The organism is Arthrobacter sp. UKPF54-2 (genome assembly GCF_007858535.1).
Taxonomy (GTDB): domain Bacteria; phylum Actinomycetota; class Actinomycetes; order Actinomycetales; family Micrococcaceae; genus Arthrobacter.
Window position 1 is genome coordinate 2885865 of sequence record NZ_CP040174.1, and the last position, 22827, is coordinate 2908691.

23 protein-coding genes are annotated in these 22827 nt (G+C 67.0%); 10 read left to right on the top strand and 13 right to left on the bottom strand.

The annotated features are described in order from the left end of the window. Positions 1-2 precede the first annotated feature (2 nt). Positions 3-845, top strand: a complete 843-nt coding sequence (locus tag E7Y32_RS13295; protein ID WP_146337518.1) for an isoprenyl transferase — start codon at positions 3-5, stop codon at positions 843-845. A gap of 6 nt (positions 846-851) precedes the next feature. Here the strand turns inward: E7Y32_RS13295 and E7Y32_RS13300 are convergent, their stop codons facing one another. Together E7Y32_RS13300 and E7Y32_RS13305 are read right to left on the bottom strand one after the other, a co-directional pair. Beyond that, the gene (locus E7Y32_RS13300) at positions 852-1838 is read right to left on the bottom strand and encodes an alpha/beta hydrolase (RefSeq protein ID WP_146337519.1); all 987 of its coding nucleotides are present in this window, start codon (positions 1836-1838) and stop codon (positions 852-854) included. A gap of 21 nt (positions 1839-1859) precedes the next feature. Next, positions 1860-3557, bottom strand: a complete 1698-nt coding sequence (locus E7Y32_RS13305; protein WP_146337520.1) for an FAD-binding dehydrogenase — start codon at positions 3555-3557, stop codon at positions 1860-1862. A gap of 114 nt (positions 3558-3671) precedes the next feature. Between E7Y32_RS13305 and E7Y32_RS13310 the strand changes: the two genes are divergently transcribed. Continuing rightward, positions 3672-4745, top strand: a complete 1074-nt coding sequence (locus E7Y32_RS13310; protein WP_146337521.1) for a quinone-dependent dihydroorotate dehydrogenase — start codon at positions 3672-3674, stop codon at positions 4743-4745. Between the two features lie 107 nt (positions 4746-4852). Here E7Y32_RS13310 and E7Y32_RS13315 read toward each other — a convergent pair whose 3' ends face one another. After that, positions 4853-5452: a DUF3043 domain-containing protein gene (locus tag E7Y32_RS13315; protein ID WP_146337522.1), complete on the bottom strand. Its 600-nt coding sequence runs from the start codon at positions 5450-5452 to the stop codon at positions 4853-4855. Between the two features lie 95 nt (positions 5453-5547). Here E7Y32_RS13315 and E7Y32_RS13320 point away from each other — a divergent pair, with 95 nt between their 5' ends. From E7Y32_RS13320 to E7Y32_RS13340, 5 genes are all read left to right on the top strand, one after another. Beyond that, complete coding sequence (locus E7Y32_RS13320; RefSeq protein ID WP_146337523.1) at positions 5548-6972, top strand: dipeptidase; 1425 nt, start codon at positions 5548-5550, stop codon at positions 6970-6972. A gap of 184 nt (positions 6973-7156) precedes the next feature. Beyond that, positions 7157-7546: an iron-sulfur cluster assembly accessory protein gene (locus E7Y32_RS13325; RefSeq protein WP_138769282.1), complete on the top strand. Its 390-nt coding sequence runs from the start codon at positions 7157-7159 to the stop codon at positions 7544-7546. A 205-nt stretch (positions 7547-7751) separates the two neighbouring features. After that, on the top strand, positions 7752-8624 hold the full coding sequence (gene coxB / locus E7Y32_RS13330; protein WP_146337524.1) for a cytochrome c oxidase subunit II: 873 nt from the start codon (positions 7752-7754) through the stop codon (positions 8622-8624). Between the two features lie 12 nt (positions 8625-8636). Then, complete coding sequence (gene ctaD / locus E7Y32_RS13335) at positions 8637-10361, top strand: cytochrome c oxidase subunit I (protein WP_146337525.1); 1725 nt, start codon at positions 8637-8639, stop codon at positions 10359-10361. Continuing rightward, positions 10358-10759 carry a cytochrome c oxidase subunit 4 gene (locus E7Y32_RS13340; protein WP_146337526.1) on the top strand — a complete coding sequence of 134 codons (402 nt, stop codon included), beginning with the start codon at positions 10358-10360 and terminating at the stop codon, positions 10757-10759. The genes ctaD and E7Y32_RS13340 overlap by 4 nt, the downstream gene beginning before the upstream one ends. 87 nt (positions 10760-10846) lie before the next feature. On the opposite strand, the gene E7Y32_RS13345 is transcribed toward E7Y32_RS13340, so the two are convergent. Next, positions 10847-11137, bottom strand: coding sequence for an HPr family phosphocarrier protein (locus tag E7Y32_RS13345; protein WP_146337527.1), 291 nt, complete (start codon positions 11135-11137; stop codon positions 10847-10849). Positions 11138-11294: 157 nt separating this feature from the next. Here E7Y32_RS13345 and E7Y32_RS13350 point away from each other — a divergent pair, with 157 nt between their 5' ends. Beyond that, positions 11295-12062, top strand: a complete 768-nt coding sequence (locus E7Y32_RS13350; RefSeq protein ID WP_146338672.1) for a GntR family transcriptional regulator — start codon at positions 11295-11297, stop codon at positions 12060-12062. Positions 12063-12151: 89 nt separating this feature from the next. Here E7Y32_RS13350 and E7Y32_RS13355 read toward each other — a convergent pair whose 3' ends face one another. The 4 genes from E7Y32_RS13355 to E7Y32_RS13370 all read right to left on the bottom strand — a co-directional run bounded on the left by E7Y32_RS13355 (position 12152) and on the right by E7Y32_RS13370 (position 16434). After that, entirely contained in the window at positions 12152-13831 is a 1680-nt protein-coding gene (locus E7Y32_RS13355) for a cytochrome bc complex cytochrome b subunit (RefSeq protein WP_146337528.1), read from the bottom strand. Continuing rightward, complete coding sequence (locus tag E7Y32_RS13360) at positions 13809-14879, bottom strand: ubiquinol-cytochrome c reductase iron-sulfur subunit (protein ID WP_146337529.1); 1071 nt, start codon at positions 14877-14879, stop codon at positions 13809-13811. The genes E7Y32_RS13355 and E7Y32_RS13360 overlap by 23 nt, the downstream gene beginning before the upstream one ends. Positions 14880-14980: 101 nt before the next feature. Further along, on the bottom strand, positions 14981-15769 hold the full coding sequence (locus E7Y32_RS13365) for a c-type cytochrome (protein WP_146337530.1): 789 nt from the start codon (positions 15767-15769) through the stop codon (positions 14981-14983). An 86-nt stretch (positions 15770-15855) separates the two neighbouring features. Continuing rightward, a complete protein-coding gene (locus E7Y32_RS13370; protein WP_138769291.1) occupies positions 15856-16434 on the bottom strand; it encodes a heme-copper oxidase subunit III in 579 nt (192 codons plus the stop codon). 208 nt (positions 16435-16642) lie between these two features. Between E7Y32_RS13370 and trpD the strand changes: the two genes are divergently transcribed. Then, positions 16643-17701: an anthranilate phosphoribosyltransferase gene (gene trpD, locus E7Y32_RS13375; protein WP_146337531.1), complete on the top strand. Its 1059-nt coding sequence runs from the start codon at positions 16643-16645 to the stop codon at positions 17699-17701. Positions 17702-17707: 6 nt separating this feature from the next. Here the strand turns inward: trpD and E7Y32_RS13380 are convergent, their stop codons facing one another. Continuing rightward, complete coding sequence (locus E7Y32_RS13380; RefSeq protein ID WP_146337532.1) at positions 17708-17989, bottom strand: Lrp/AsnC family transcriptional regulator; 282 nt, start codon at positions 17987-17989, stop codon at positions 17708-17710. An 86-nt stretch (positions 17990-18075) separates the two neighbouring features. Continuing rightward, positions 18076-18492, bottom strand: coding sequence for a DUF3054 domain-containing protein (locus tag E7Y32_RS13385; protein ID WP_146337533.1), 417 nt, complete (start codon positions 18490-18492; stop codon positions 18076-18078). Positions 18493-18587: 95 nt separating this feature from the next. Between E7Y32_RS13385 and E7Y32_RS13390 the strand changes: the two genes are divergently transcribed. Beyond that, a complete protein-coding gene (locus tag E7Y32_RS13390; RefSeq protein ID WP_146337534.1) occupies positions 18588-19142 on the top strand; it encodes a cysteine hydrolase family protein in 555 nt (184 codons plus the stop codon). Here the strand turns inward: E7Y32_RS13390 and E7Y32_RS13395 are convergent. From E7Y32_RS13395 to E7Y32_RS13405, 3 genes are all read right to left on the bottom strand, one after another. Then, on the bottom strand, positions 19119-19469 hold the full coding sequence (locus E7Y32_RS13395; protein ID WP_146337535.1) for a DUF1905 domain-containing protein: 351 nt from the start codon (positions 19467-19469) through the stop codon (positions 19119-19121). The genes E7Y32_RS13390 and E7Y32_RS13395 overlap by 24 nt on opposite strands. A gap of 141 nt (positions 19470-19610) precedes the next feature. Continuing rightward, positions 19611-20126 (bottom strand): hypothetical protein, encoded by a 516-nt coding sequence (locus E7Y32_RS16350; protein ID WP_222433446.1) that lies wholly within the window; start codon positions 20124-20126, stop codon positions 19611-19613. A 184-nt stretch (positions 20127-20310) separates the two neighbouring features. Further along, positions 20311-22710, bottom strand: a complete 2400-nt coding sequence (locus E7Y32_RS13405; RefSeq protein WP_146337536.1) for an excinuclease ABC subunit UvrA — start codon at positions 22708-22710, stop codon at positions 20311-20313. Positions 22711-22827: the final 117 nt, after the last annotated feature.

The window sequence follows — 22827 nt, forward strand, 5'->3', positions numbered from 1 at the left end:
CCGTGGCCCTCGGCAAAAAAAGTCCAGGAAAGACGAATCCGGTCCGCCGGCCCACCGCCGACGTGGTGGCCCCCTACCCGCACCCCTCCGGTGCCCGGCCGCCCGCCATCCCGGCGGAGTTCATTCCCAAGCACGTCGCGATCGTGATGGACGGCAACGGGCGGTGGGCCAACCAGCGCGGCCTGCCCCGGATCGAGGGCCACAAGGCCGGGGAGCCTGCCTTGCTGGACGTTATGGCCGGGGCCATCGAACTGGGCATCGAGCACGTCAGCGTTTACGCGTTCTCTACCGAGAACTGGCGCCGCTCGCCCGAGGAGGTGCGCTTCCTGATGGGATTTAACAAGGACGTGCTGCGCCGGCAGCGGAACCAGCTTCACGAGTGGGGCGTGCGGATCCGCTGGTCCGGGCGCCGGCCCAAGCTCTGGGGCTCGGTGATCCGGGAACTCGAGGAGGCCGAGGAGTACACCCGGGGCAACAGCACCTGCACCCTGAACATGTGTGTTAACTACGGCGGCCGGGCGGAAATCGCCGACGCCGTCTCCGCCATCGCCGCGGAAGTCGCCGCCGGCCGGCTCAAGCCCGGCGCCATCACCGAACGGACCATCCAGAAATACCTGGACGAACCCGACCTGCCCGACGTCGACCTGTTCCTGCGCAGCTCCGGCGAACAGCGCCTCTCCAACTTCATGCTCTGGCAATCCGCCTACGCCGAGTTCGTCTTCCTCGACACCCTATGGCCGGACGTGGATCGGCGGACCCTGTGGGACGCCGTCGAAATCTACGCCCAGCGGGACCGCCGCTACGGAGGGGCGGTCGACGCGGCCGCCCCGGTGCGCCCCGCCTGACCCGCCCTAGGTACCGGCGGCGTCGTCCGTGACGTAGGCACGGATCCAGCGGGCGAGCCGGGCATAGGCATCGGCCCGGACCCGCGGCGCCGAGAGGAACACGTCGTGCAGTGCACCGTCGATCCGCTCCAGGGTCACCGTGCGGCCCAGGCTGAGGGCGCGCAGGGCGATGGTGTTCACGTCCAGGACCGCGTCGGTGCGCCGCATCGACTCCTTCCAAAACATTCCGTTGGCGCTGGCACCGGAAATCAGCACCAGGATCGGCACGTCAATGTTCAGCCCCCGGGCCACCCGTGACTGGCCGGCCAGCACCGCGCTGAGCCAGCCGGCCCGTACCGGGAAAGCCCGGGGCGGCCGGTAGTTGTCATCCAGGACCCATTCCCCCTCCGCAGCGCTGCTGATGCTGCGCCAGTAGAAGGCCCGCTCGGGAAGCCTGATCACGGACTCGGGCCGGAAGCGGGCCAGCGGCTCCACCATGGTCCGGGCGGCGCGGCGCACCGCAGGGCTCCCGTGCATTTCAAGCCAGGGGCTGTCGAGGACCAGTTGGGCGGCGCGCCCCGGGTGCCGGCTGGTCCAGAGCGCCGCGATCAGCCCGCCGGTGGAGTGCCCCATCAGGGTCACCGGCGGGGGAGCTGCGCCCTTGGGCGCGAGCGAGCCGATAATGTCGATCGCCGCGGTGATCTCGGCGTCGTAGTCGGCCAGGTCCGCGACGTAGCCGCCATGGGCGCCGGGGCGCAGGCTCCGGCCGTGGTTGTGCATGTCCAGCGCGAAGAACGCGAAGCCCTGGCCGGTCCAGAACTCCGCGAGTTCCTCGTTGAAGAAGTAGTCGCTCCAGCCGTGCAGGAACAGCACCGCCCGGTGCGGGGCGCTGCCGGCCCCGGAGGCAGGGATGTGCCGGATCAGGGTGGCGGTGCGCTCCACCCCGTCCGGGCCCACCGACTGGAAGGGGCACGCCGCGAAGTCCTCGCCCAGGATGTCGGTCTGCCAGTCCACCTGATCCTCCCGGTCTGCAGGCTAGAGGGCGGACGCCGCGGCGCGGCCCGCCGCGCGGCCGGAGAACAGGCACCCGCCCAGGAAGGTGCCTTCCAGGGCGCGGTAGCCGTGGATTCCGCCGCCGCCAAAGCCGGCCGCCTCGCCGGCGGCGTAGAGCCCGGCCACCGGCCGGCCGTCGCCGTCCAGGACCCGCGAGTGCAGATCCGTCTGGATCCCGCCGAGGCTCTTGCGGGTCAGGACGGAGAGCCGGACCGCCAGCAGGGGCCCGTGCCGGGGATCGAGCATCCGGTGCGGCGGCGCCACCCGCATGATCTTGTCCGTGGTGAAGCGGCGGGCGGCGCGGATCGCCGCGAGCTGCGGATCCTTGCCCAGCCCGCTCGTGAACTGCCGGTCCCGGGACCGGAAAAGCCGGTCCAGTTCCGCGGCGTCTATCAGCGGCGCGCCGGTGAGGGTGTTCATTTTCGCGGCAAGCTCCGTAGGGCTGCCGGCCTGAAGGAAATCCACACCCCGGTCCAGGAAGCGCTGCAGCGGGCTGTCGCCGGCCGGTTTGAGGCGGGCGGCTAGCAGGCGGAGGTCCTTGCCGGTCAGGTCCGGGTTCTGTTCGGAGCCGGAGAGCGCGAACTCCTTCAGGGCGATGGTCTTGTTCAGCACGAACCAGGAATGGGTGTGGCCGGTGCCGAGGATATGCCGGAGCGCGCCGAGCGAGTCGAAGCCCGGGAACAGCGGGGCAGGGAGCATCCGGCCCGTGGCGTCGAGCCAGAGGGCGGAGGGGCCGGGCAGGATCCGGATCCCGTGCTGCGGCCAGACCGGGGAATGGTTGAGGATGCCTTCCGGGTAGTGCCACATCCGGTCGCCGTTGATCAGCCGGCCGCCGGTGCGGTCCACTGCGGCGAGGAACTCGCCGTCCACCGAGGCCGGCACTCCACTGAGCATCGACGCCGGCGCGCCGCCGCCGGGCCATTGCCGCCGGACCGCGCCGTGGTTCCCGCCGATGCCGCCGCTGGTGACGACGACGGCGCCGGCGACGGCCTCGAAGGCCCCGGTGACCGTGCGGGAGGACTGTTCTCCACGGGCAGCGGTGCTGGGTGCCAGGACCTCGCCGCGAACCCCGATGAGCCGGCCCGCCGTCGTCGTCAGTTCGGTGGCGCGGTGCCGGAAGTGGAAGGACACCCGTCCGGCGGCCACCCCCTCGCGGAGCTTGGCGAGGAAGGGCGCGACCAGCGCCGGGCCGGTGCCCCAGGCGACGTGGAAGCGCGGCACGGTGTTGCCATGGCCGTCCGGGCCGTAGCCCCCGCGCTCGGCCCACTGCACGAGCGGGAACAGCCCGACGCCCAGGGAGGCGAGCCAGGCTCGCTTCTCGCCGGCCGCGAAGTCCACGTACGCCTCCGCCCACTGCCGGGCCAGGGCGTCCTCGGGCCGGTCGAAGGCGGCGGAGGCGAGCCAGTCGGCCAGGGCCAGCTCGGCGCTGTCGCGGACGCCCAGCCGCCGCTGCTCCGGAGTGTTGACCAGAAAGAGGCCGCCAAAGGACCAGTGGGCCTGGCCGCCCGCCGAGGCCTCGGGTTCCTGGTCCAGGACCGCCACCCGCCGGCCGGCCGCGTAGGCTTCGGCCGCGGCCACCAGGCCGGCGAGTCCGGCGCCGACCACCACCACGTCGGCGTCGATCCGTGCCGCGGGGGAGTGCGCCGGGCCGTGGCGGTGGACTGCATCATCGCTGGTCATGGCTTCATGCTAGCGCCCGGCGGTCCGAGGTTTTGGCTGCTTGCGGTCCGGGTTTGGCCTGGCCCGGGTGCCGGCATTTTGGTTTGCGCGGCCGGAACCGGAAAACTAGGGGGCATGCGCGTATATCCCACCTTCTTCCGGCTCGCCTTCTCCTGGATGGACGCCGAGCGCGCCCACAAGATCGGTTTCCGGGGCATCCGGCTGGCCAACCGCTGCGGCGCCGGCCGGGTTTTGCAGCGGATCACCGCCCCGGCAGCGTCGCTGCGGACCGAGGCTTTCGGCCTAACCTTCCCCTCGCCGTTCGGGCTGGCCGCGGGCTTTGACAAGGAAGGCCACGGCATCGAGGCGCTGACCGACCTGGGCTTCGGCCACGTCGAGGTCGGCACCATCACGGGTCAGGCGCAGCCCGGCAACCCGGCCCCGCGGCTGTTCCGCCTCATCGAGGACCGGGCCGTGATCAACCGGATGGGGTTCAACAACGACGGCGCCGCCGCCGTGGCACCCCGGCTGCGCTCCGCCCGCGCCGCGCTGCAGCGCCGCTACCCCGGCGTCCGCCCGGTAATCGGCGTCAACATCGGCAAGAGCAAGGTCGTGGAGCTTGAGGACGCGGTGGCCGACTACCTGGTCAGCGCCCGCAGCCTGGCCCCCGCCGCGGACTATCTGGTGGTCAACGTGAGTTCGCCGAATACCCCGGGGCTGCGCCTGCTGCAGGACGTTGACACCCTACGGCCGCTGCTGACCGCGGTGGGGGAGGCCGCCGACACCGCCGCCGGCCGCCACGTGCCGCTGCTGGTGAAGATCGCACCGGACCTCAGCGACGAAGACATCGACGACGTCGCCCGGCTGGCGCTCGATCTCAAGCTGGACGGCATCATCGCCACCAACACCACGATCGGACGGACCGGGCTGGTCTCCAGTCCGGAACAGATTGAGGCGTGCGGCGCCGGCGGACTCTCCGGCGCGCCGCTGAAGCAGCGCTCCCTCGAGGTGCTGTCCCGGCTCAAGGCCGCCACCGGCGGCGCCGTCACCCTCGTCTCGGTGGGTGGCGTCGAGACGGCGCAGGACGTCCAGCAGCGCCTCGACGCCGGTGCCACCCTGGTGCAGGGCTACACGGCGTTCCTTTACGAGGGCCCGTTCTGGGCGGCCCGGATCAACCGGCTGCTCGCCAAGCACCCGTCCCGGCGTTAGGCCGCGCGGCGGCGCAGGCGCCCTTCGGGGCCGCAGCACTTCGCCCCGCGAACGGAAGAGCCCCCGGCAGTCCAGCTGCCGGGGGCTCTCCTTGTTGAAGGCGTGAATCAGGCGGGGAAGTCGCCGCGCTTGACCTGGGGCTTGGGCAGCCGCAGGCGGCGGAACTGCAGGGAGCGCATGGAGCCGTACCAGACGGTGCCGCGTTCGACGTCGCCGAACTTCTCGGCGAGGCGCTTCTTTAGCTTGCGGGACAGGATGAAGACGTCGACGAAGACGGCCAGGAACATCACCCAGAAGCCGCCGAGGACATAGATCATCTGTTCGCTGCTCGCCGGGACCAGCAGGGAGATGATCACAAAGACGAGGGCGCCGAACATCAGGTACTCGCCGAGGCTGAAACGGGCATCCACGTAGTCGCGGGCGAAGCGCTTCTGCGGTCCCTTGTCGCGCAGCGGCAGGAACTTCTCGTCGCCGGTGTCCATGGCCTGGCGCATCTTGAGGCGCTGCTCCGCGATGGCGGTGCGCTCGGCGGCGCGGGAGGCCTTGCGGTCCTCCGGAACCAGCGGCCGCTTCCGGGCGGCCACCTGGGCGCTGCGCTTGGGCGTGGGTGCCCCCTTGCCGATGGCGGCGTCCCGGGCTGCTGCCTCGGCTACCTGCTGGTCAACTACGTCCTGCGCCGAGGGCGCTTCTTTTCTACGTCCAAACACCCCTACAGAATACCCTGCCGAACACCGCGCCAGACCCAGTCCACGGGCCCGTGGCGCTGTTTGTGGTGATGCCGGACACGGGTAGTGTTTTGGCCATGACTTCAGAATCCGCGGGGATCCCGCAGCCCTCAGCCGGCGGCTCCATCGATGCCGCCGCCCTCCGCCAGGCCGTCACCGAATCCTTCGACGCCACCGTCGAACAGTTGAAGGAGCTCGTGGCGATCCCGGGCATCGCCTGGCCCAGTTTCGACCCCGCCCCGCTGAACGCCAGCGCCGAGGCCGTCGCTGGCCTGGTCCGCGCCAGCGGCTTCGAGGACGTGCAGATCCTGCGCTGCGACAAGGAGGACGGCACCCCCGGCGGCCCCGCCGTCGTCGCGAGCCGGCCCGCCGCCGCCGGCAAGCCCACCATTCTGCTCTACGCCCACCACGACGTGCAGCCCACCGGCGACCTGGCTCTCTGGGAGACCGAGCCGTTCACCGCCGTCGAACGCGACGGCCGCCTTTACGGCCGCGGCGCCGCGGATGACAAGGCCGGCATCCTGGCCCATGTCGCCGCCTACTCCGCCGTGACCCGGGTGCTCGGGGACGAGCTGGGCCTCGGCGTGACCTTCTTCTTCGAAGGCGAAGAGGAAGCCGGCTCACCCACCTTCCGGGCCTTCCTGGAAACCCACAAGGAACTGCTGCGCTCCGACGTGATTGTCGTGGCTGACTCCTCCAACTGGAAGGTCGGCATCCCTGCGCTCACCACCAGCCTGCGCGGCCTGGTGGACGGCACCATCGAGGTCAAGGTCCTCGACCACGCCGTCCACTCCGGCATGTTCGGCGGCCCCGTCCTGGACGCCCCGACGCTGCTGGCCCGGCTGATTGCCACCCTGCACGACGACGAGGGCAGCGTGGCCATCGACGGACTCGTCAGCCGCGACGACGCCGCCGTCGACCTCACCGAGGAGGAATACCGCAACGACGCCTCCGTGCTCGACGGCGTCAAGCTCGCCGGCACCGGTTCGATCGCCTCGCGCATGTGGACCAAGCCGGCGTTGTCCATCATCGGCTTCGATGCCCCCGCGGTGGACGTCGCCTCCAACAGCCTGCTGCCGCGCGCCCGCGCCAAGTTCAGCCTGCGCCTTGCCCCGGGCCAGGACCCGGCCGAAGCCATGGAGGCCGTTCGGCGGCACGTTGAAGCGAACGCGCCGTTCGGCGCCGAGGTGGTGTTCACCCCGGGGGAGAGCGGCAACGCCTTCCTCACCGACACCAGCTCCACCGCCGCCAGCATGGCGATGTGGGCGCTCGGCGAGGCCTGGGGCGTGCCCGCGGTGGAGACCGGGATCGGCGGCTCGATTCCGTTCATCGCCGATCTCACCGAGCTGTACCCGGACGTGCAGATCCTGGTGACCGGTGTGGAGGATCCCGATTCGCGGGCGCACAGCGCCAACGAGTCGCTGCACCTGGGCGACTTCCGGAACGCGATCATTGCCGAGGCGCTCCTGCTGGCCCGGCTGAACGCCGAAGGCCTGGCCTGAGGTCCTGTCCGGACGGGCCCGCAGTCCAGCGCTTCCGGGGAACATCCGGCCGGCTCTGAGGGTTACGTCAGGAGTTAGAGCTACACGTCTGATCGACGTAGCATGTAGCTATAGCCCATACCGTTTAAGTAGGGGCGGGCACCGCGCAGGCGGAGCCGCCACGACCGTCGTAAGAAGGTAGGCCATGAGCACTACAACCAATGAAAACAGCGCCGACACCACCGTCCAGGCGGACCAGGAACTGGCCAGCCACGAGGTCCAGCTGACCGACGTCGCCGCCGGCAAGGTCCGCAGCCTGCTGGAACAGGAAGGCCGCACCGACCTTCGCCTCCGTGTTGCCGTGCAGCCGGGCGGTTGCTCCGGGCTGATCTACCAGCTCTACTTCGACGAGCGGCTCCTCGAGGGTGACGCCGTTCGCGACTACGACGGCGTCGAGGTCGTTGTCGACAAGATGAGCGTCCCGTACCTGAGCGGCGCCAGCATCGACTTCGAGGACACGATCTCGAAGCAGGGCTTCACGATCGACAACCCGAATGCGGGCGGATCCTGCGCCTGCGGGGACTCCTTCCACTAAGGGCTAAGGCCGGGCATTGAGCCCGGCCTTAGTGCCGTCCGGGGAGCGGTCGGCGGAAGCGCTCTAAACGCCTCCGACGCACGGTGCGGACATGTGGGCGAAAACTCGCGGGGAGCGGTAAGCTCTACACCGAGTAGTAAAACTTTTAGTGTGCCCGGAACGCCATCGGCGGCCGGGCGACAGCAACAAGTAGGAAGGGCCGTCTGTGAGTTCGCAGAACCGAACCGGCAGCCGACGCAAACAGATCACTACGATCACTGGCTTGGCACTAGCCGGCGCGTTGGCTTTGACTGGATGTTCACCAGAGGTACAGAAAGGGTGGCTGCCCACTGAGCGTGGCACCACCAACCACACTGACCGCATCATGGACCTCTGGGTCAACTCATGGATTGCCGCGCTGGTCGTCGGCATCATTACCTGGGGTTTGATGATCTGGTGCATCGTCGCTTACCGGCGTCGCAAGGGCACCGTGGGTTTCCCCCGCCAGAACAGCTTCAACCTCCCGCTTGAGGTCTTCTACCTGACGATCCCGCTCTTTATGGTCCTGGTGTTCTTCTATTTCACCGACCGCGACCAGCAGGCGATCGACAACCGGGACCAGCCGGCCGACGTCGTCGTCGACGTCCGCGCCAAGCAGTGGGCCTGGGACTTCAACTACAAGAAGGGCGACGTCGTCACCGACGACGTCCACGAGGCCGGCGTCCAGGCGCACCTCACCGGCAACGAGGTGGACAAGGAAAAGCTGCCCACCCTGTACCTGCCGGTCAACAAGTCGGTTGACCTCGAGCTCAACGCCCGCGACGTCATCCACTCCTTCTGGGTTCCCGCCTTCCTGCAGAAGCGCGACATGATCCCGGGCAAGACCAACTACATCCGGTTCACCCCCACAAAAGAGGGAACCTACGATGGCAAGTGCGCCGAACTCTGTGGCGAGTACCACTCCGAAATGCTGTTCCGTGTGAAGGTCGTCTCCGACTCGGAGTTCAAGGCCCACCTGGACAAGCTCCGCCAGGACGGCAACACCGGACTGCTCGGCGAAGAGTACGACCGCACCCCGGCCCCGACCGAGAACAAGTAAGGGGAGCGCGAAGTGGCAACGACCTACTCTCAGCCCTCAGGGATCCTTGAGGCTCCCGTAGTACCGAAATCCAAGGGACGCATCGTCGTCAACTGGATCACCTCCACCGACCACAAGACCATCGGGTACATGTACCTGATCGCGTCCTTCGTGTTCTTCTGCTTCGGCGGCGTGATGGCGCTGCTGATCCGCGCCGAACTCTTCGAGCCCGGCATGCAGATCCTGCAGACCAAAGAGCAGTACAACCAGCTCTTCACCATGCACGGCACCGTGATGCTCCTGATGTTCGCGACGCCGCTGTTCGCCGGCTTCACGAACGTCATCATGCCGCTGCAGATTGGCGCCCCCGACGTCGCGTTCCCGCGGCTGAACGCGCTGGCCTTCTGGTTCTTCCTGTTCGGCTCCACCATCGCGGTCTCCGGCTTCATCACCCCGCAGGGTGCCGCGTCCTTCGGCTGGTTCGCCTACGCGCCGCTGTCCAACACGACGTTCAGCCCCGGCGTGGGCGGTGACCTCTGGGTCTTCGGCCTGGCTCTCTCCGGCTTCGGCACCATCCTTGGTGGGGTCAACTTCATCACCACCATCATCTGCATGCGCGCCCCGGGCATGACCATGTGGCGGATGCCGATCTTCACCTGGAACGCCCTTGTGACGTCCATCCTGGTCCTGATGGCCTTCCCGCCGCTCGCCGCCGCCCTCTTCGCCCTCGGCGCGGACCGCCGCTTCGGCGCCCACATCTTCGACCCGGAAAACGGCGGTGCCGTCCTCTGGCAGCACCTGTTCTGGTTCTTCGGCCACCCCGAGGTGTACATCATCGCGCTGCCGTTCTTCGGCATCGTTTCCGAGATCTTCCCGGTCTTCAGCCGCAAGCCGATCTTCGGCTACAAGGGCCTGGTCTACGCCACAATCTCCATCGCCGCGCTGTCCGTCACCGTGTGGGCCCACCACATGTACGTCACCGGCTCGGTCCTGCTGCCGTTCTTCTCCTTCATGACGATGCTGATCGCGGTTCCCACCGGCGTGAAGTTCTTCAACTGGATCGGCACCATGTGGCGGGGTTCCATCACCTTCGAAACCCCCATGCTCTGGAGCATCGGCTTCCTGGCGACCTTCCTCTTCGGCGGCCTGACCGGCATCATCCTGGCCTCCCCGCCGCTGGACTTCCACGTCTCCGACTCCTACTTCGTGGTGGCGCACTTCCACTACGTGGTCTTCGGCACCGTGGTGTTCGCAATGTTCGCCGGCTTCTACTTCTGGTGGCCGAAGTGGACCGGCAAGATGCTCAACGAGCGCCTCGGCAAGATCCACTTCTGGATGCTCTTCCTGGGCTTCCACGGCACGTTCCTCATCCAGCACTGGCTCGGCGTCGAGGGCATGCCCCGCCGCTACGCCGATTACATGCCGCAGGACAACTTCACCTGGATGAACCAGTTCTCGACTTACGCCTCCTTCCTCCTGGGCGCCTCGCTGATCCCGTTCTTCTGGAACGTCTACATCACCTGGCGCAGCAACGAGAAGGTCATGGTCGATGACCCCTGGGGCTTCGGCGCCTCGCTCGAATGGGCGACGTCCTGCCCGCCGCCGCGGCACAACTTCACCTCGCTGCCGCGGATCCGCTCGGAGCGTCCTGCCCTGGACCTGCACCACCCGGAACTCTCCCAGTCATACACCGTCGACTCTCCTGCCCCGGCAGCGGCAGCGCTCGGTAACGCCGACCAGAAGGATCAAGCCCAGTGAAAATCGAATCAAGGATTTTTGGATTCGGAGTCTTCTTCTTCATCCCGGTCTCGGTGGTCTACGGCTTCCTGACCGGCTGGACGGAGTGGGTCGGCATCCTCGGTGTCCTGCTGCTGGGCGGCCTCGCCGGCATGATCGGCGCCTACCTCGGCTTCACCGGCAAGCGCGTCGGCCTGCGCCCGGAGGACCGCAGCGACGCCGAGATCCACGAAGGCGCCGGCGAGCAGGGCCACTTCAGCCCCTGGAGCTGGTGGCCGCTGGTCCTCGGCCTGGCCTGCGCCGGCGGATTCCTCGGACTGGCCGTGGGCTTCTGGATCACCTTCATCGCCGGCGGCCTCGCCGTCGTCGCACTGATCGGCTGGGTCTACGAATACAGCCGCGGTGACCACGCGCACTAGCGTCTACCGCTGATACAACGACGTCGGGCCCCACCTTGTGGTGGGGCCCGACGTCGTTTGCGTTGGGGCAGGGCGTGCAGCCGCCGGTCAGCCTGCCTGGGATTCCAGCAGGATGCAGAGCTCCGCCAGGGTACGCTCGGCGTCGTCGAGGCTGGATCCGTCGGGGACCCCCTCGGCCCGGACCGCCAGCTCCACCTCGCAGCCGCAGGGGAAGTCCTCGGTCATAACCTCCAGGAGCGAGCGGGCGTCGACGCCGGGCCGGCCGTCCCGGCTGATCGTGACCGGCAAACCGCTCTGCGTCACGGCGCGGACAAAGACCGCTGCCGGGCGGGCGTGCAATCCGATCGAGGCCTGGACAACAGCCTTGCGTGCGGGCAACGGAAACTCCTTCAACTGGGAACATGTCCAGCGTAGCCGGGGGAGAGGGCCCCGGCGAACCGGGTCACGCGGTGGTCTAGACCTGACCGGAAAGTGCCCTAGGCTTGAGGTATGAACGTTTTCAGCAGGGTGCGCTGTGGGGTCTAACGCGGCCCGGATGGCCGGCGAGATCGACCGGCACAGCGGCGTCCCCATCTACGTCCAGCTCCGTGAGATCCTCCGCGCGCACATTGCCAGCTCCTGCCCGCCGGGCTCCGCCCTTCCCTCCGAACGGGACCTCTCCGAACGGTTCGGCCTCGCCCGGATGACGGTGCGCCAGGCAATCGACGCCCTGGTGGGTGAGGAAGTGATCGAACGCGTCGTCGGCCTCGGCACGTTTGTGCGCAAACCCAAACTCGACCTGCAGGTCAAACTCACCTCCTACAGCGAGGAAATGCAGCGCCGCGGCATGGTCCCGGCCGCCAAGGTGCTCAGCTTTGAACAGATCAACGCCAGCGCCTTCCTGGCCCGCGAGCTGCAGCTCGAGGAGGGGACGCCGCTGGTCCGCTTCCGGCGCCTCCTGCTCGCGGACAACGAGCCGATGAGCGTGGACGAGAACTTCATCCCCGCGCACCGCGTGCCGGGCCTGCTCGACGAGGAGCCGCCGACGTCGCTTTATAACGTGCTGAGCGAGCGCTACGGGCTGGTGATGGAATGGGGCGAGGACATGATCGAGGCGACGGCGGCGTCGCCGTCGACGGCCCGGCTGCTCAACGTCGAAGTCGGCTCCCCGCTGCTGAAGATCCAGCGGCACGCCTTCGTCGCCAGGGCCATGGTCGACTACTCGGTCTCCTACTACCGGGCCGACCGGTACAAGCTTTGGGTGCCCCTGCAGCGGCCCGGCGTCAGGCCCACCCGCAACTACGCCACCGGCTACCGCGCCTGACCACGCGCTGCTTTCCGCCAAGAATCCCGGGGGACGCAGAAAGGCCCGGTCCGATTGGACCGGGCCTTTCTGTTGGCGCGTGCCGGATGCTAGTGGCTCAGGCTCTTCTGCTCTGCAGCCGGAGCAACAGCCTCGTGCTCACCGTGGTGGCCGTGGGCCGCCGCGAGCTCGGCCGGGGTTGCCGGGGCAACCCGGTCCTCGAAGAACCACTTGGAGAGCAGCGCGCGGCGCTTTTCCTTACGGTCCACGATGCCGTGGCTGTTGGGCTCGGCCGGGAGCGGCGACGGGGATTCGAAGCCGACCAGCTTGTAGCGCTTGTACTCGTCCAGCGGCGCGTGGACCTCGATGAACTCGCCGTGCGGCAGGCGCACGATGCGGCCGGTTTCGCGGCCGTGGAGGGCGATTTCGCGGTCCTTGCGCTGCAGGGCCAGGGCGACGCGCTTCGTGACGATGAAGGCGATGACCGGGCCGATGAAGAACAGTGCGCGCAGCCAGTAGGTGACGTCGTTCAGGGCCACGTGGAAGTGCGTGGCGATGAGGTCGGAACCTGCCGCTGCCCACATCACGCAGTACCAGACGAAGCCGGCCATGCCGATCGCCGTGCGGGTCGGCGCGTTGCGGGGACGGTCCAGGACGTGGTGCTCGCGGTCGTCCTTGGTAATCCAGCGTTCGATCCACGGGTACGTGAACATCACGGTGAACAGGATGCCCGCGGGGACCAGGGCCGGCAGCAGCACGTTGAAGGTGAAGACGTGGCCGAACCAGACCTGCTCGACGTGCCAGTCACCGAAGGTGCCCGGCATCAGGCGCAGGGCGCCGTCAACGAAACCGATGTACCAGTCAGGCTGGGTGCCGGCGGAGACGGGGGAGGGGTCGTACGGACCGTAGTTCCAGATCGGGTTGATCGTGAAGAAACCGGCCATCAGGGCGATGACACCGAAGACGATGAAGAAGAAGCCGCCGGCCTTCGCCGCGTAAACCGGGCCGAGGGGGTAGCCGACGACGTTGCCGTCGTTGCGTCCCGGGCCGGGGTACTGGGTGTGCTTGTGCACGACCACCATAAAGAGGTGCACGGCGATCATCAGCAGGATCAGCGCCGGAACCAGCAGGATGTGGAGCATGTACAAGCGGCCGATGATGGCGGTGCCCGGGAATTCTCCGCCGAAGAGGAAGAACGAGATGTACGTGCCGATCACCGGGATGGACTTGATGACACCGTCGATGATGCGCAGGCCGTTGCCGGAGAGCAGGTCATCGGGGAGGGAGTAGCCGGTGAAGCCGGCGGCCATGGCCAGGATAAGCAGGACGCTGCCCACCACCCAGTTCATTTCGCGCGGCTTGCGGAAGGCACCGGTGAAGAAGACGCGCAGCATGTGCACGGACACCGAGGCCACGAACAGCAGGGCCGACCAGTGATGGACCTGGCGCATGAACAGACCGCCGCGGACATCGAAGGAGATGTTCAGCGAGGAGTTGTAGGCCACCGACATTTCGACGTTCTTCAGCGGCAGGTAGGAACCCTGGTAGTGGGTTTCCGCCATCGACGGGTCGAAGAAAAAGGTCAGGAACGTGCCGGAGAGCAGCAGGATGACGAAGGAGTACAGCGCCACTTCGCCGAACATAAAGGACCAGTGGTCCGGGAAGACCTTGCGGCCGAATTCCCGGAGCATGCCGGAACCGCCCACACGCTGGTCAACAAAATCGGTAATGCGGCCGCCCTTGGTCTTGGCGACAAAGGTGGGGGTGTCAGCTGTTGATGTTGCGCTCATGCTCATCACGCTCCCAGTAGCTAGGTCCAACAGGTTCTTTGAAGTCGCTCGTGGCGTAGAGGTAACCCTCGTCGTCGACGGCGATGGGCAGCTGCGGGAGCGGCCGGCTGGCCGGGCCAAAGATAACCTTGCATTCCTGGGTCAGGTCGAAGGTGGACTGGTGGCACGGGCAGAGCAGGTGGTGGGTCTGCTGCTCGTACAGGGCAACAGGGCAACCAACGTGGGTGCAGATCTTGGAGTACGCAACGATGCCGTTGTAGCTCCAGTCCTCACGGCCCGGGGAGGGCTTGAGGGATTCCGGGTTGAGGCGCATCAGCAGGACGACGGACTTCGCCTTCTCGTTCAGCTTGCCCTCGTGGAGTTCGTTCAGGCCTTCCGGAATGACGTGGAACGCCGAGCCGATGGTGACGTCCGAGGCCTTGATTGGGGTGCCATCCGGGTCGCGGGTCAGGCGCTTGGTCTTACCGTCCACCGGGGCCCACATGGTGTGCGCCAGTTTGTTGTCCGGACGCGGACCCAGGTCGCCAAAGATGGCCAGGGCCGGAAGCGGAGCCAGTGCGACGGCGCCCAGCAGGGTGTTGCGGATCAGCGGGCGGCGCTTGATGCCGGTTTCCTCGACGATGTCGTCGACGATCCGGACGGCGGCTTGCCGGTCCTCTTCGGTGCGGATAGCGTGGCGCTCCTCCGACACTTCGTGGTCCGGCATCAGGGCCTTGGCCCAGTGCACGATGCCGGTGCCGATACCGAGCATGGCAAAGGCGGTGCCGATGCCCAGCAGGGTGTTCTGCAGCCGGATGGTGGCGATCGAGGAGTCAGCTCCAAGATCGATGGCGAAGTACGCCACCAGGAATATCAGGGTGCCCACGACCGAGGCGCCGAACAGGATGGCCACCTGCCGTTCCGCTCGCTTGGCGGCCCTCGGGTCCGTGTCAGCCAGGCGCAAACGATGCGGGGGAATTCCAGGATCCTGGAACTTCTCCACCTCATTCTGACCAGCCGTAGCTACGGTGCCCGAGTGGCTCGGACTGCCGTCACTATGGTTGCCCATAATTCGCCTCATCCTTCTCTCGTCTCGGCCAATGCCGAGTTAGTTTTCAATTCCAACTGCTGAGTGATCAGCAGAAAATTCTTACGGGTGCCGCGGGGCGCCTAGGACGTCCGCGAAGTCAGCCAGATCGTGAAGGCGATTATGACGCCCAGCCCGGCGATCCAAACAAACAGGCCTTCGGAGACCGGGCCGAGTGCGCCCAGGTCGTTGCCGCCGGGGGAGCCGTTGGCTTCGATCTGCTTGAGGAAGGTGATGATGTCGCGCTTGCCTTCGGGGGTGACGTTGGCGTCGGAGAAGACGGGCATGTTCTGCGGGCCGGTGACCATGGCTTCGTAGATGTGCTTGCCGGAAACGTCGGCGAGGGCCGGGGCGAACTTGCCCCGGGTCAGCGCGCCGCCGGCGGCAGCAGCGTTGTGGCACATGGCGCAGTTGGTGCGGAACAGCTCGCCACCCTTGGCGGCGTCGCCCTTCTCATCGAGCACACCGGCCTCGGGGATCGACGGGCCGGGGCCGAGCGAAGCGACGTAGGCCGCGAGCTGGTGGGTCTGTTCCTCGTTGAACTGGGCGGGCTTCTTGTAAGCCTGCGGGCCGTTCATCTGCATGGGCATACGGCCGGTGCCAACCTGGAAGTCAACGGCGGCGGCGCCGACGCCGACGAGCGACGGTCCTGCCTGCGAGCCACTGGCACCCATGCCATGGCAGGTGGCGCAGTTGGCGGCGAACAGCTTGCCGCCCTCCTCTGCGTCGCTTGCGCTGAAGCTCGTGGTGTCGGCCTTGGCCTGGTTGACGGTGGTGGCAACGGCGTACAGCCCACCAGTGATGAGGAGGCCCATCAGCAACAGTGCAACTGCTGCCAGTGGGTGACGTCGCTTCTGCGAGAGTGCCTTCACGTGGTGGTTCCTTTATTCGATGCTGCGTTGGCTCCGGGAGCCGCTTCTTGAAATTCTATCTCTTGTAGAAAGAGAGACAAGTGGGGCTACTTGAGGACGTAGATGACCAGGAAGAGGCCAATCCACACGACGTCGACGAAGTGCCAGTAGTACGAGGTGACGATCGCGGAGGTTGCCTCGAAGTGCCCGAACTTCTTTGCCGCGAACGAGCGTCCGATGATGAGCAGGAAGGCAACGAGGCCGCCGATAACGTGCAGGCCGTGGAACCCGGTGGTCATGTAGAACGCGGAGCCGTAGGCGTTGGAAGAGAGCGAGACGTGCTCGGAGACGAGCATGGCGTACTCGGTCGCCTGGCCGGCCACGAAGAACGAACCCATGATGAATGTGAGTGTGAACCACTCGTTCATTCCCCAGCGGGTAAAGCTCAGGGGACCGCCGAGCCGGCGCGGCTGGAGCCGTTCGGCGGCGAAGACGCCCATCTGGCAAGTGAAGGAACTGGCCACGAGGACGATCGTGTTTACGAGCGCAAAGGGGAAGTTGAGCTTGGCTGTCTCTTCGGCCCACATCTGTCCGGAAGTCGAACGGAGTGTGAAGTACATGGCAAAGAGACCGGCGAAGAACATCAACTCACTGGACAGCCAGACAACGGTTCCAACGGAAACCATGTTCGGGCGATTCAGCGTCGGGTGCGCCGGGGTACTGGGGGCATGGGTCGCAGATGTCACATAGACATTATGTCTATAAAAGTCCGTCCTGCCCAACGCAAACCGCGTTTCGGGAGGACTTTTTCTACAAAGCCGCGAAATCGCGCGGAAAAGTTCCCGGCCCCCTTCGCATTGGGCATTGCGGGCCGCGGCTCGATAGCATCAGAACGTGACTTCTCAGGCATCAGCACAGGCGGCAGGCAAGACGTGGCCGCGCCTCATCGGCGCCCTCATCAACGGCAGCAACCTCACCGCCGGGGACACCGAGTGGGCCATGAACTCGATCATGTCCGGCGAGGCGACCCCTGCCCAGGTTGCCGGCTTCCTGGTGGCGCTGCGCGCCAAGGGCGAGACCGTGGAGGAGCTCACCGGCCTGGTTGAGGCAATGATCGACTCCGCCAACCCGATCGAGATCGCGGGCGAGAAGCTGGACATCGTGGGGACCGGCGGTGACCAGCTGAACACCGTCAACATCTCCACCATGGCGGCCCTCGTCTCGGCCGGGGCCGGCGCCAAGGTGGTCAAGCACGGCGGCCGCGCGTCGTCGTCGACGTCGGGATCCGCCGACGTCCTCGAAGCCCTGGGCGTCCGGCTGGACCTGCCCATTCCGCGGGTGGCCAGGAACGCCGAAGAAGCCGGCATCACCTTCTGCTTTGCCCAGGTATTCCACCCGTCGATGCGGCACGCCGCCGTCGCGCGCCGGGAGCTGGGCGTCCCCACGGCCTTCAACTTCCTGGGGCCGATGACCAACCCGGCGCACGTTCAGGCGTCCGCCGTCGGCGTCGCGAACGAACGGATGGCTCCGCTGGTGGCCGGCGTGCTCGCCCAGCGCGGCAGCCGCGGACTCGTCTTCCGGGGTAACGACGGGCTGGATGAGCTGACCACCACCGGGCCCTCCCGGATCTGGGAGATCCGCGGTGGCCAGGTTGCTGAGGAAGTTTTCGACCCGCGCGAGTTGGGGATCCGCCAGGCGACCGTCGAGGAATTGCGCGGCGGAGACGCCGAGGCCAACGCCGCAGTCGTCCGTTCCGTGCTGGCCGGCAAGCCCGGCCCCGCCAGGGACGCCACGCTGCTCAACGCCGCGGCCGGCCTGGTTTCCTTCGACCTGGATGCAACTGCTCCGCTCACCGAACGGATGGCCGCCGCGATGAAGCGGGCCGAGGAATCGGTGGAGTCCGGCGCCGCGGCCGCGGTCCTGGACCGCTGGGTCGCGCTGTCCCGCGACTAACGTTTCCTACTGTTCGAAGCCCAGGGCAAACGCCGCGTCGAGGTCGTGCTGTGAGTACGCACGGAACGCGATGTGCGTGGTGGTGTGCACCACCGCAGGGACCTTGGAGAGCTTGTCCGCGATGACGTCGGCGAGCTCCTCGTGCTTGGCTACTCGCGCAATCGCGATCAGGTCCCATTCGCCGGTTACCGAATAGACCTCGCTGATGCCGGGAATCGCGGAGATTTTTTCTGCAGTTTCCGGAATGGCGGAAGCGTCAGTCTTGATCAGGACGAAAGCGGTGATCACGTGGGGACCTTTCGGATCTGGTGCGCCGTTGCCGGCGCCGTGAGTGGCCCGTGAGGGCAGTGCCGTGTACTTGCAAGCCTAGTCCATCAGCCCCGCCCGCGGCGGCCCCCGAACCGCGGGACCGCCGCTGCCAGCAGCCGGTACCCGAGCAGGAAAACCGCCAGGCTGAGCAGCGCCACGATCACAAACGGCAGGACCACGGTCTGCCCGGTGAGCGCCCGGAGCAGCATGCCGACGGCCACCGTTCCGAGCCAGACGGCGACGCCGGCCGGCCACAGTGCGAGCGGGGCGCGCCACAGGCGCAGGGCCAGCCAGGCCACGGCGGCGCCGGCCAGGAACGGCCACGCCGTCGCGAGCACCCCGGTAATGATCTCGCCGCGCTGGTGGGCGTCCCGTCCGATTGCGGCGAAGAGCAGGATCAGGAGGGCGTCGGCGGCCGCGGCGAGGACCGCTGTGCGGGTGCTCGACGGCGGATGGGGCGGCGGGGGAGCGGTGGCTGGCATGCTTCCAGCCTAGCTTCCGCAAGGCATGGAGCCGGGCAGCGCTGCGGTCTACCATGGGCGCGGAACAGACAAGCAGCGAGCCTGAGGAGATGCCCATGACAACGTTGTCCGGTCGACCCAACACCGCTTTGATGGTGATCGATGTGCAGAACGGTGTGGTGGCAGGCGCCCACCGGCGCGATGCCGTGATTGCGAACATCGCGCAGCTGGTGGACAGGGCCCGCGACGCCGCGGTGCCGGTTGTCTGGGTCCAGCATTCAGACGCCCAGTTGGAACAGGGGAGTGAGGCCTGGGAGTACGTCCCGGAGCTGGCGCGGCAGGAACCGGAACCGCTGGTGCACAAGTCCTACGGCGACTCCTTTGAGGGTACCGACCTGGAAGAGGTCCTTGCCGGCGCCGGGGTGGGGCGCCTGGTGGTGGCGGGGGCGCAGACGGACGAATGCATCCGGTCCACGATCCACGGCGCGTTCGTCCGCGGCTATGACGTCACCCTCGTAGCCGACGCGCACAGCACCGAGGACCTCACGGCTTGGGGTGCTCCGCCGCCGGAGCTGGTGATTGCGCACACCAACCTCTACTGGGAGAACCAGGCGGCGCCCGGGCGGACCGCGGAGGTCGCCAAGACGTCAGAGGTGGCGTTCGACGGGTAGGGAAACGGTCGGGCCGGCGCCGTTGGCCGCCCGGCCGCCGCGGGGCGCCACGCTGAGGGCGACCTTCACCGTGTCGCCGTCGCCGAACCGCTCCCGCGTGCGGACGTCCTTCTTGACAGGCAGTACGTACTCTCCGTTGCGCGGCAGCAAGGAGTTTTCCCACTCGGTGCCGCCGATGCGTACGGCGACCGGGATGGCGCCCCAGCCATAGCTGGCTGCCGCGGCCTCGGCGCGGACGTAGTCACCGACGTCCGCGGGCAGCGTCAACCAGTAGAACGGCGCAGGGCCACGCCACTCGAACAACTCCGCACTGAAGGTCGTGTCCACGTCACGCAACGGTAGTGGTGGAGCGCCGCGCCATCAAGCGGGAATCCTGAGCGCTTCCCAAACTACTACTTGACATAATGTTGATTATCGGCGTTAAGTAGGAAGGCTCGATAGGGCCCGTGTTGTCACGAATCAACAACCTCAGAACCACAGTCGGAGGCGGAAACGATACTTGTTTCCCAGAACTTCCTCGAGGGCGTCTCGGAGACGGACGCCCTCCACGTCAAAATGCTGGCGCAGGCTTTCGCTGCCATACATCCCGGTTTCTGAATTCGCATGATCGTTAAAGAACTTTGCCCAGGCCCTTAGATCTTCGTTGAGCTGCGCCGGAAGCTCACGTTCCCAGTCCGGGACATCCTTGGGATCCCAAAAGATCATGGACAGCGGCCACGAGTACCCGTAGTCGACGTCGAGAAGAATCTCGGGCCTCGGGACTGACAACTTCTGGATCTGCGCCGTGATGGCGGCCCGGTAGGGATCGTGTGCGGGGCTCAGCGCGGTACCCGGGTCGGACCAGTTGGCTCCCGGGTACAGCCACACCGGTTTGGTCCGCAATTCGGGTTCTTCCCATTGGTACCGCGGCCAGATATGCGTGTGCAGGAATGGGTCCTTGTTGCCGAGAAGTTCGATGTTGACCCGGAGGAATGCCGGATCCAACTCCGCGCAGGCAATCTCGACCGACGATGACCGCAAAGCCGCCGTCGAGCCGGGCCATCACGGTGTGGTTCTCCCCCGCAATCGCCGAACCCACCCGGTCGGTCTTCCATGACTCCATTACTGACCTATCATCAGGATGAACCGGCCGCGGCGTGCTCGCCTACCGGTGCTGTGCGGCCGGCCCTCACTCCCCCACATACGCCGCCAAATGTTCCCCCGTTAGGGTGGACCGCGCGGCGACCAGCTCGGCGGGCGTGCCCTCGAAGACGATGCGGCCGCCGTCGTGTCCGGCCCCGGGGCCGAGGTCGATGATCCAATCGGCATGGGCCATGACCGCCTGGTGGTGCTCGATGACGATCACCGATTTGCCGGAGGCGACCAGCCGGTCCAGCAGCCCGAGCAGGTTTGCGACGTCGGCCAGGTGCAGGCCCGTCGTCGGTTCGTCGAGGACGTATACGTCCCCCTTCTCGGCCATCTGGGTGGCCAGCTTGAGCCGCTGCCGCTCGCCACCGGAGAGGGTGGTCAGCGGCTGCCCCAGGCTGAGGTAGCCGAGGCCGACGTCCACCAGCCGGTCGAGAATTTTGTGCGCGGCCGGCGTCTTCGCCTCGCCGGCGCCGAAGAACTGCTCTGCCTCGGTCATGGACATCGCCAGCACTTCAGCGATATTGCGGCCCGCCAGCCTGTACTCCAGCACCGACGCCAGGAACCTGCGGCCCTCACAGTCCTCGCAGGTGGATTCGACGGTGGCCATCACGCCCAGTTCGGTGAAGATGACTCCGGCGCCGTTGCAGGTGGGACAGGCGCCTTCGGAATTGGAGCTGAACAGCGCTGGCTTCACGCCGTTGGCCTTCGCGAACGCCTTCCGGATCGGCTCAAGCAGGCCGGTGTACGTGGCCGGGTTGCTGCGCCGTGAACCCTTGATGGCGCCCTGGTCGATCAGCACCACACCGTCCCGGCCGGCCACGGAGCCCTGGATCAACGAGCTCTTCCCGGATCCGGCCACGCCCGTCAGCACACACAGCACGCCCAGCGGGATGTCGACGTCGACGTCCCGGAGGTTGTTCGTCGTCGCGCCGCGCACCTCAAGGGCGCCCGACGGCGTGCGCACCGTCTCCTTGACCGCCGCCCGGTCGTCCAGGTGGTGGCCGGTGATGGTGTCGCTGGACCGCAGACCCGCCACGGTTCCCTCGAAGCAGACACTGCCGCCCGCGGTGCCCGCGCCGGGACCCAGGTCAACAACGTGGTCGGCGATGACAATGGTCTCCGGCTTGTGCTCGACGACGAGCACCGTGTTGCCCTTGTCCCGGAGTTGCAGCAGCAGCTGGTTCATCCGCTCGATGTCATGAGGGTGCAGGCCGATCGTCGGCTCGTCAAAAACATAGGTGATGTCGGTCAGGGATGAGCCCAGGTGCCGGATCATCTTGGTGCGCTGCGCCTCTCCCCCGGACAAGGTCCCCGCCGGCCGGTCCAGCGAGAGGTACCCCAGTCCGATTTCGGCGAACGAATCGAGCAGGTGCCGCAGCCCCTTGAGGAGCGGCTCCACCGAGGGCTCATTGAGCCCACGGATCCACGTGGCCAAGTCGCTGATCTGCATCTGGCACAGTTCGGCGATGTTCTTTCCCTGGATCTTCGAGGACCGCGCCTCCTTGCTGAGCCTGGTGCCCTCGCACTCGGGACAAGCCTGGAAGGTGATGGCCCGTTCCACGAAGGCCCGGATGTGGGGCTGCATCGCCTCCACGTCCTTGGAAAGCATCGATTTCTGGATCTTCGGAATCAGGCCCTCATAGGTGAGGTTGATGCCCTCGACCTTGATCTTGGTCGGCTCCTTGTAGAGCAAGTCGTGCATTTCCTTTTTGGTGTACTTCGCGATCGGCTTGTCCATGTCGAAGCCGGCGCCGCTGAAGATGCGCCCGTACCAGCCGTCCATGCTGTAGCCCGGGACCGTCAGGGCACCTGCAGCCAGCGACTTGCTCTCGTCATAGAGCGCCGTGAGGTCGAAGTCGGAGACAGACCCCATTCCCTCGCACCGCGGGCACATTCCGCCCAGGTAGACGGCGTTCTGGACCACGCTCTTCTCCACCCTGCCGCCGGCCTTCTCGGTGCTCATCACGCCGCTGGCTTTCCGGGTGGGGACGTTGAAGGAGAAAGCCGTGGGCGGCCCCACATGCGGCGTGCCGAGCCGGCTGAAGAGGATGCGCAGCATGGCGTTGGCGTCGGTGGCGGTGCCGACCGTGGAGCGGGGGTTCGCGCCCATCCGCTCCTGGTCGACGATGATCGCCGTCGTGAGCCCCTCCAGGAGGTCGACGTCGGGACGCGCCAGGTTGGGCATAAAGCCCTGCACGAAGGCGCTGTAGGTTTCGTTGATCATCCGCTGCGACTCGGCCGCGATCGTGGCGAACACCAGCGAGCTCTTCCCCGAGCCGGAGACGCCGGTGAATACCGTCAGGCGGCGCTTCGGAATCTCGATGCTGACGTTCTTGAGATTGTTTTCCCGCGCGCCCTGCACCCGGATCAAATCGTGGGTGTCGGCAACGTGCACCGCAGCCGGCTGCGCGTCCGTGCCGGTGCTCGTGGCCGTGCTCATCGTGTCTCCCTCTGTCAGGCGGGCCCTCGCCGCCGTGGCGGCGGCGCCGGCTGGCTCAATGGGAACAGCTTAGAACAGTCGGTGGGCTAATCCTCCGGCAGTCGCGCCGGCCGCCGG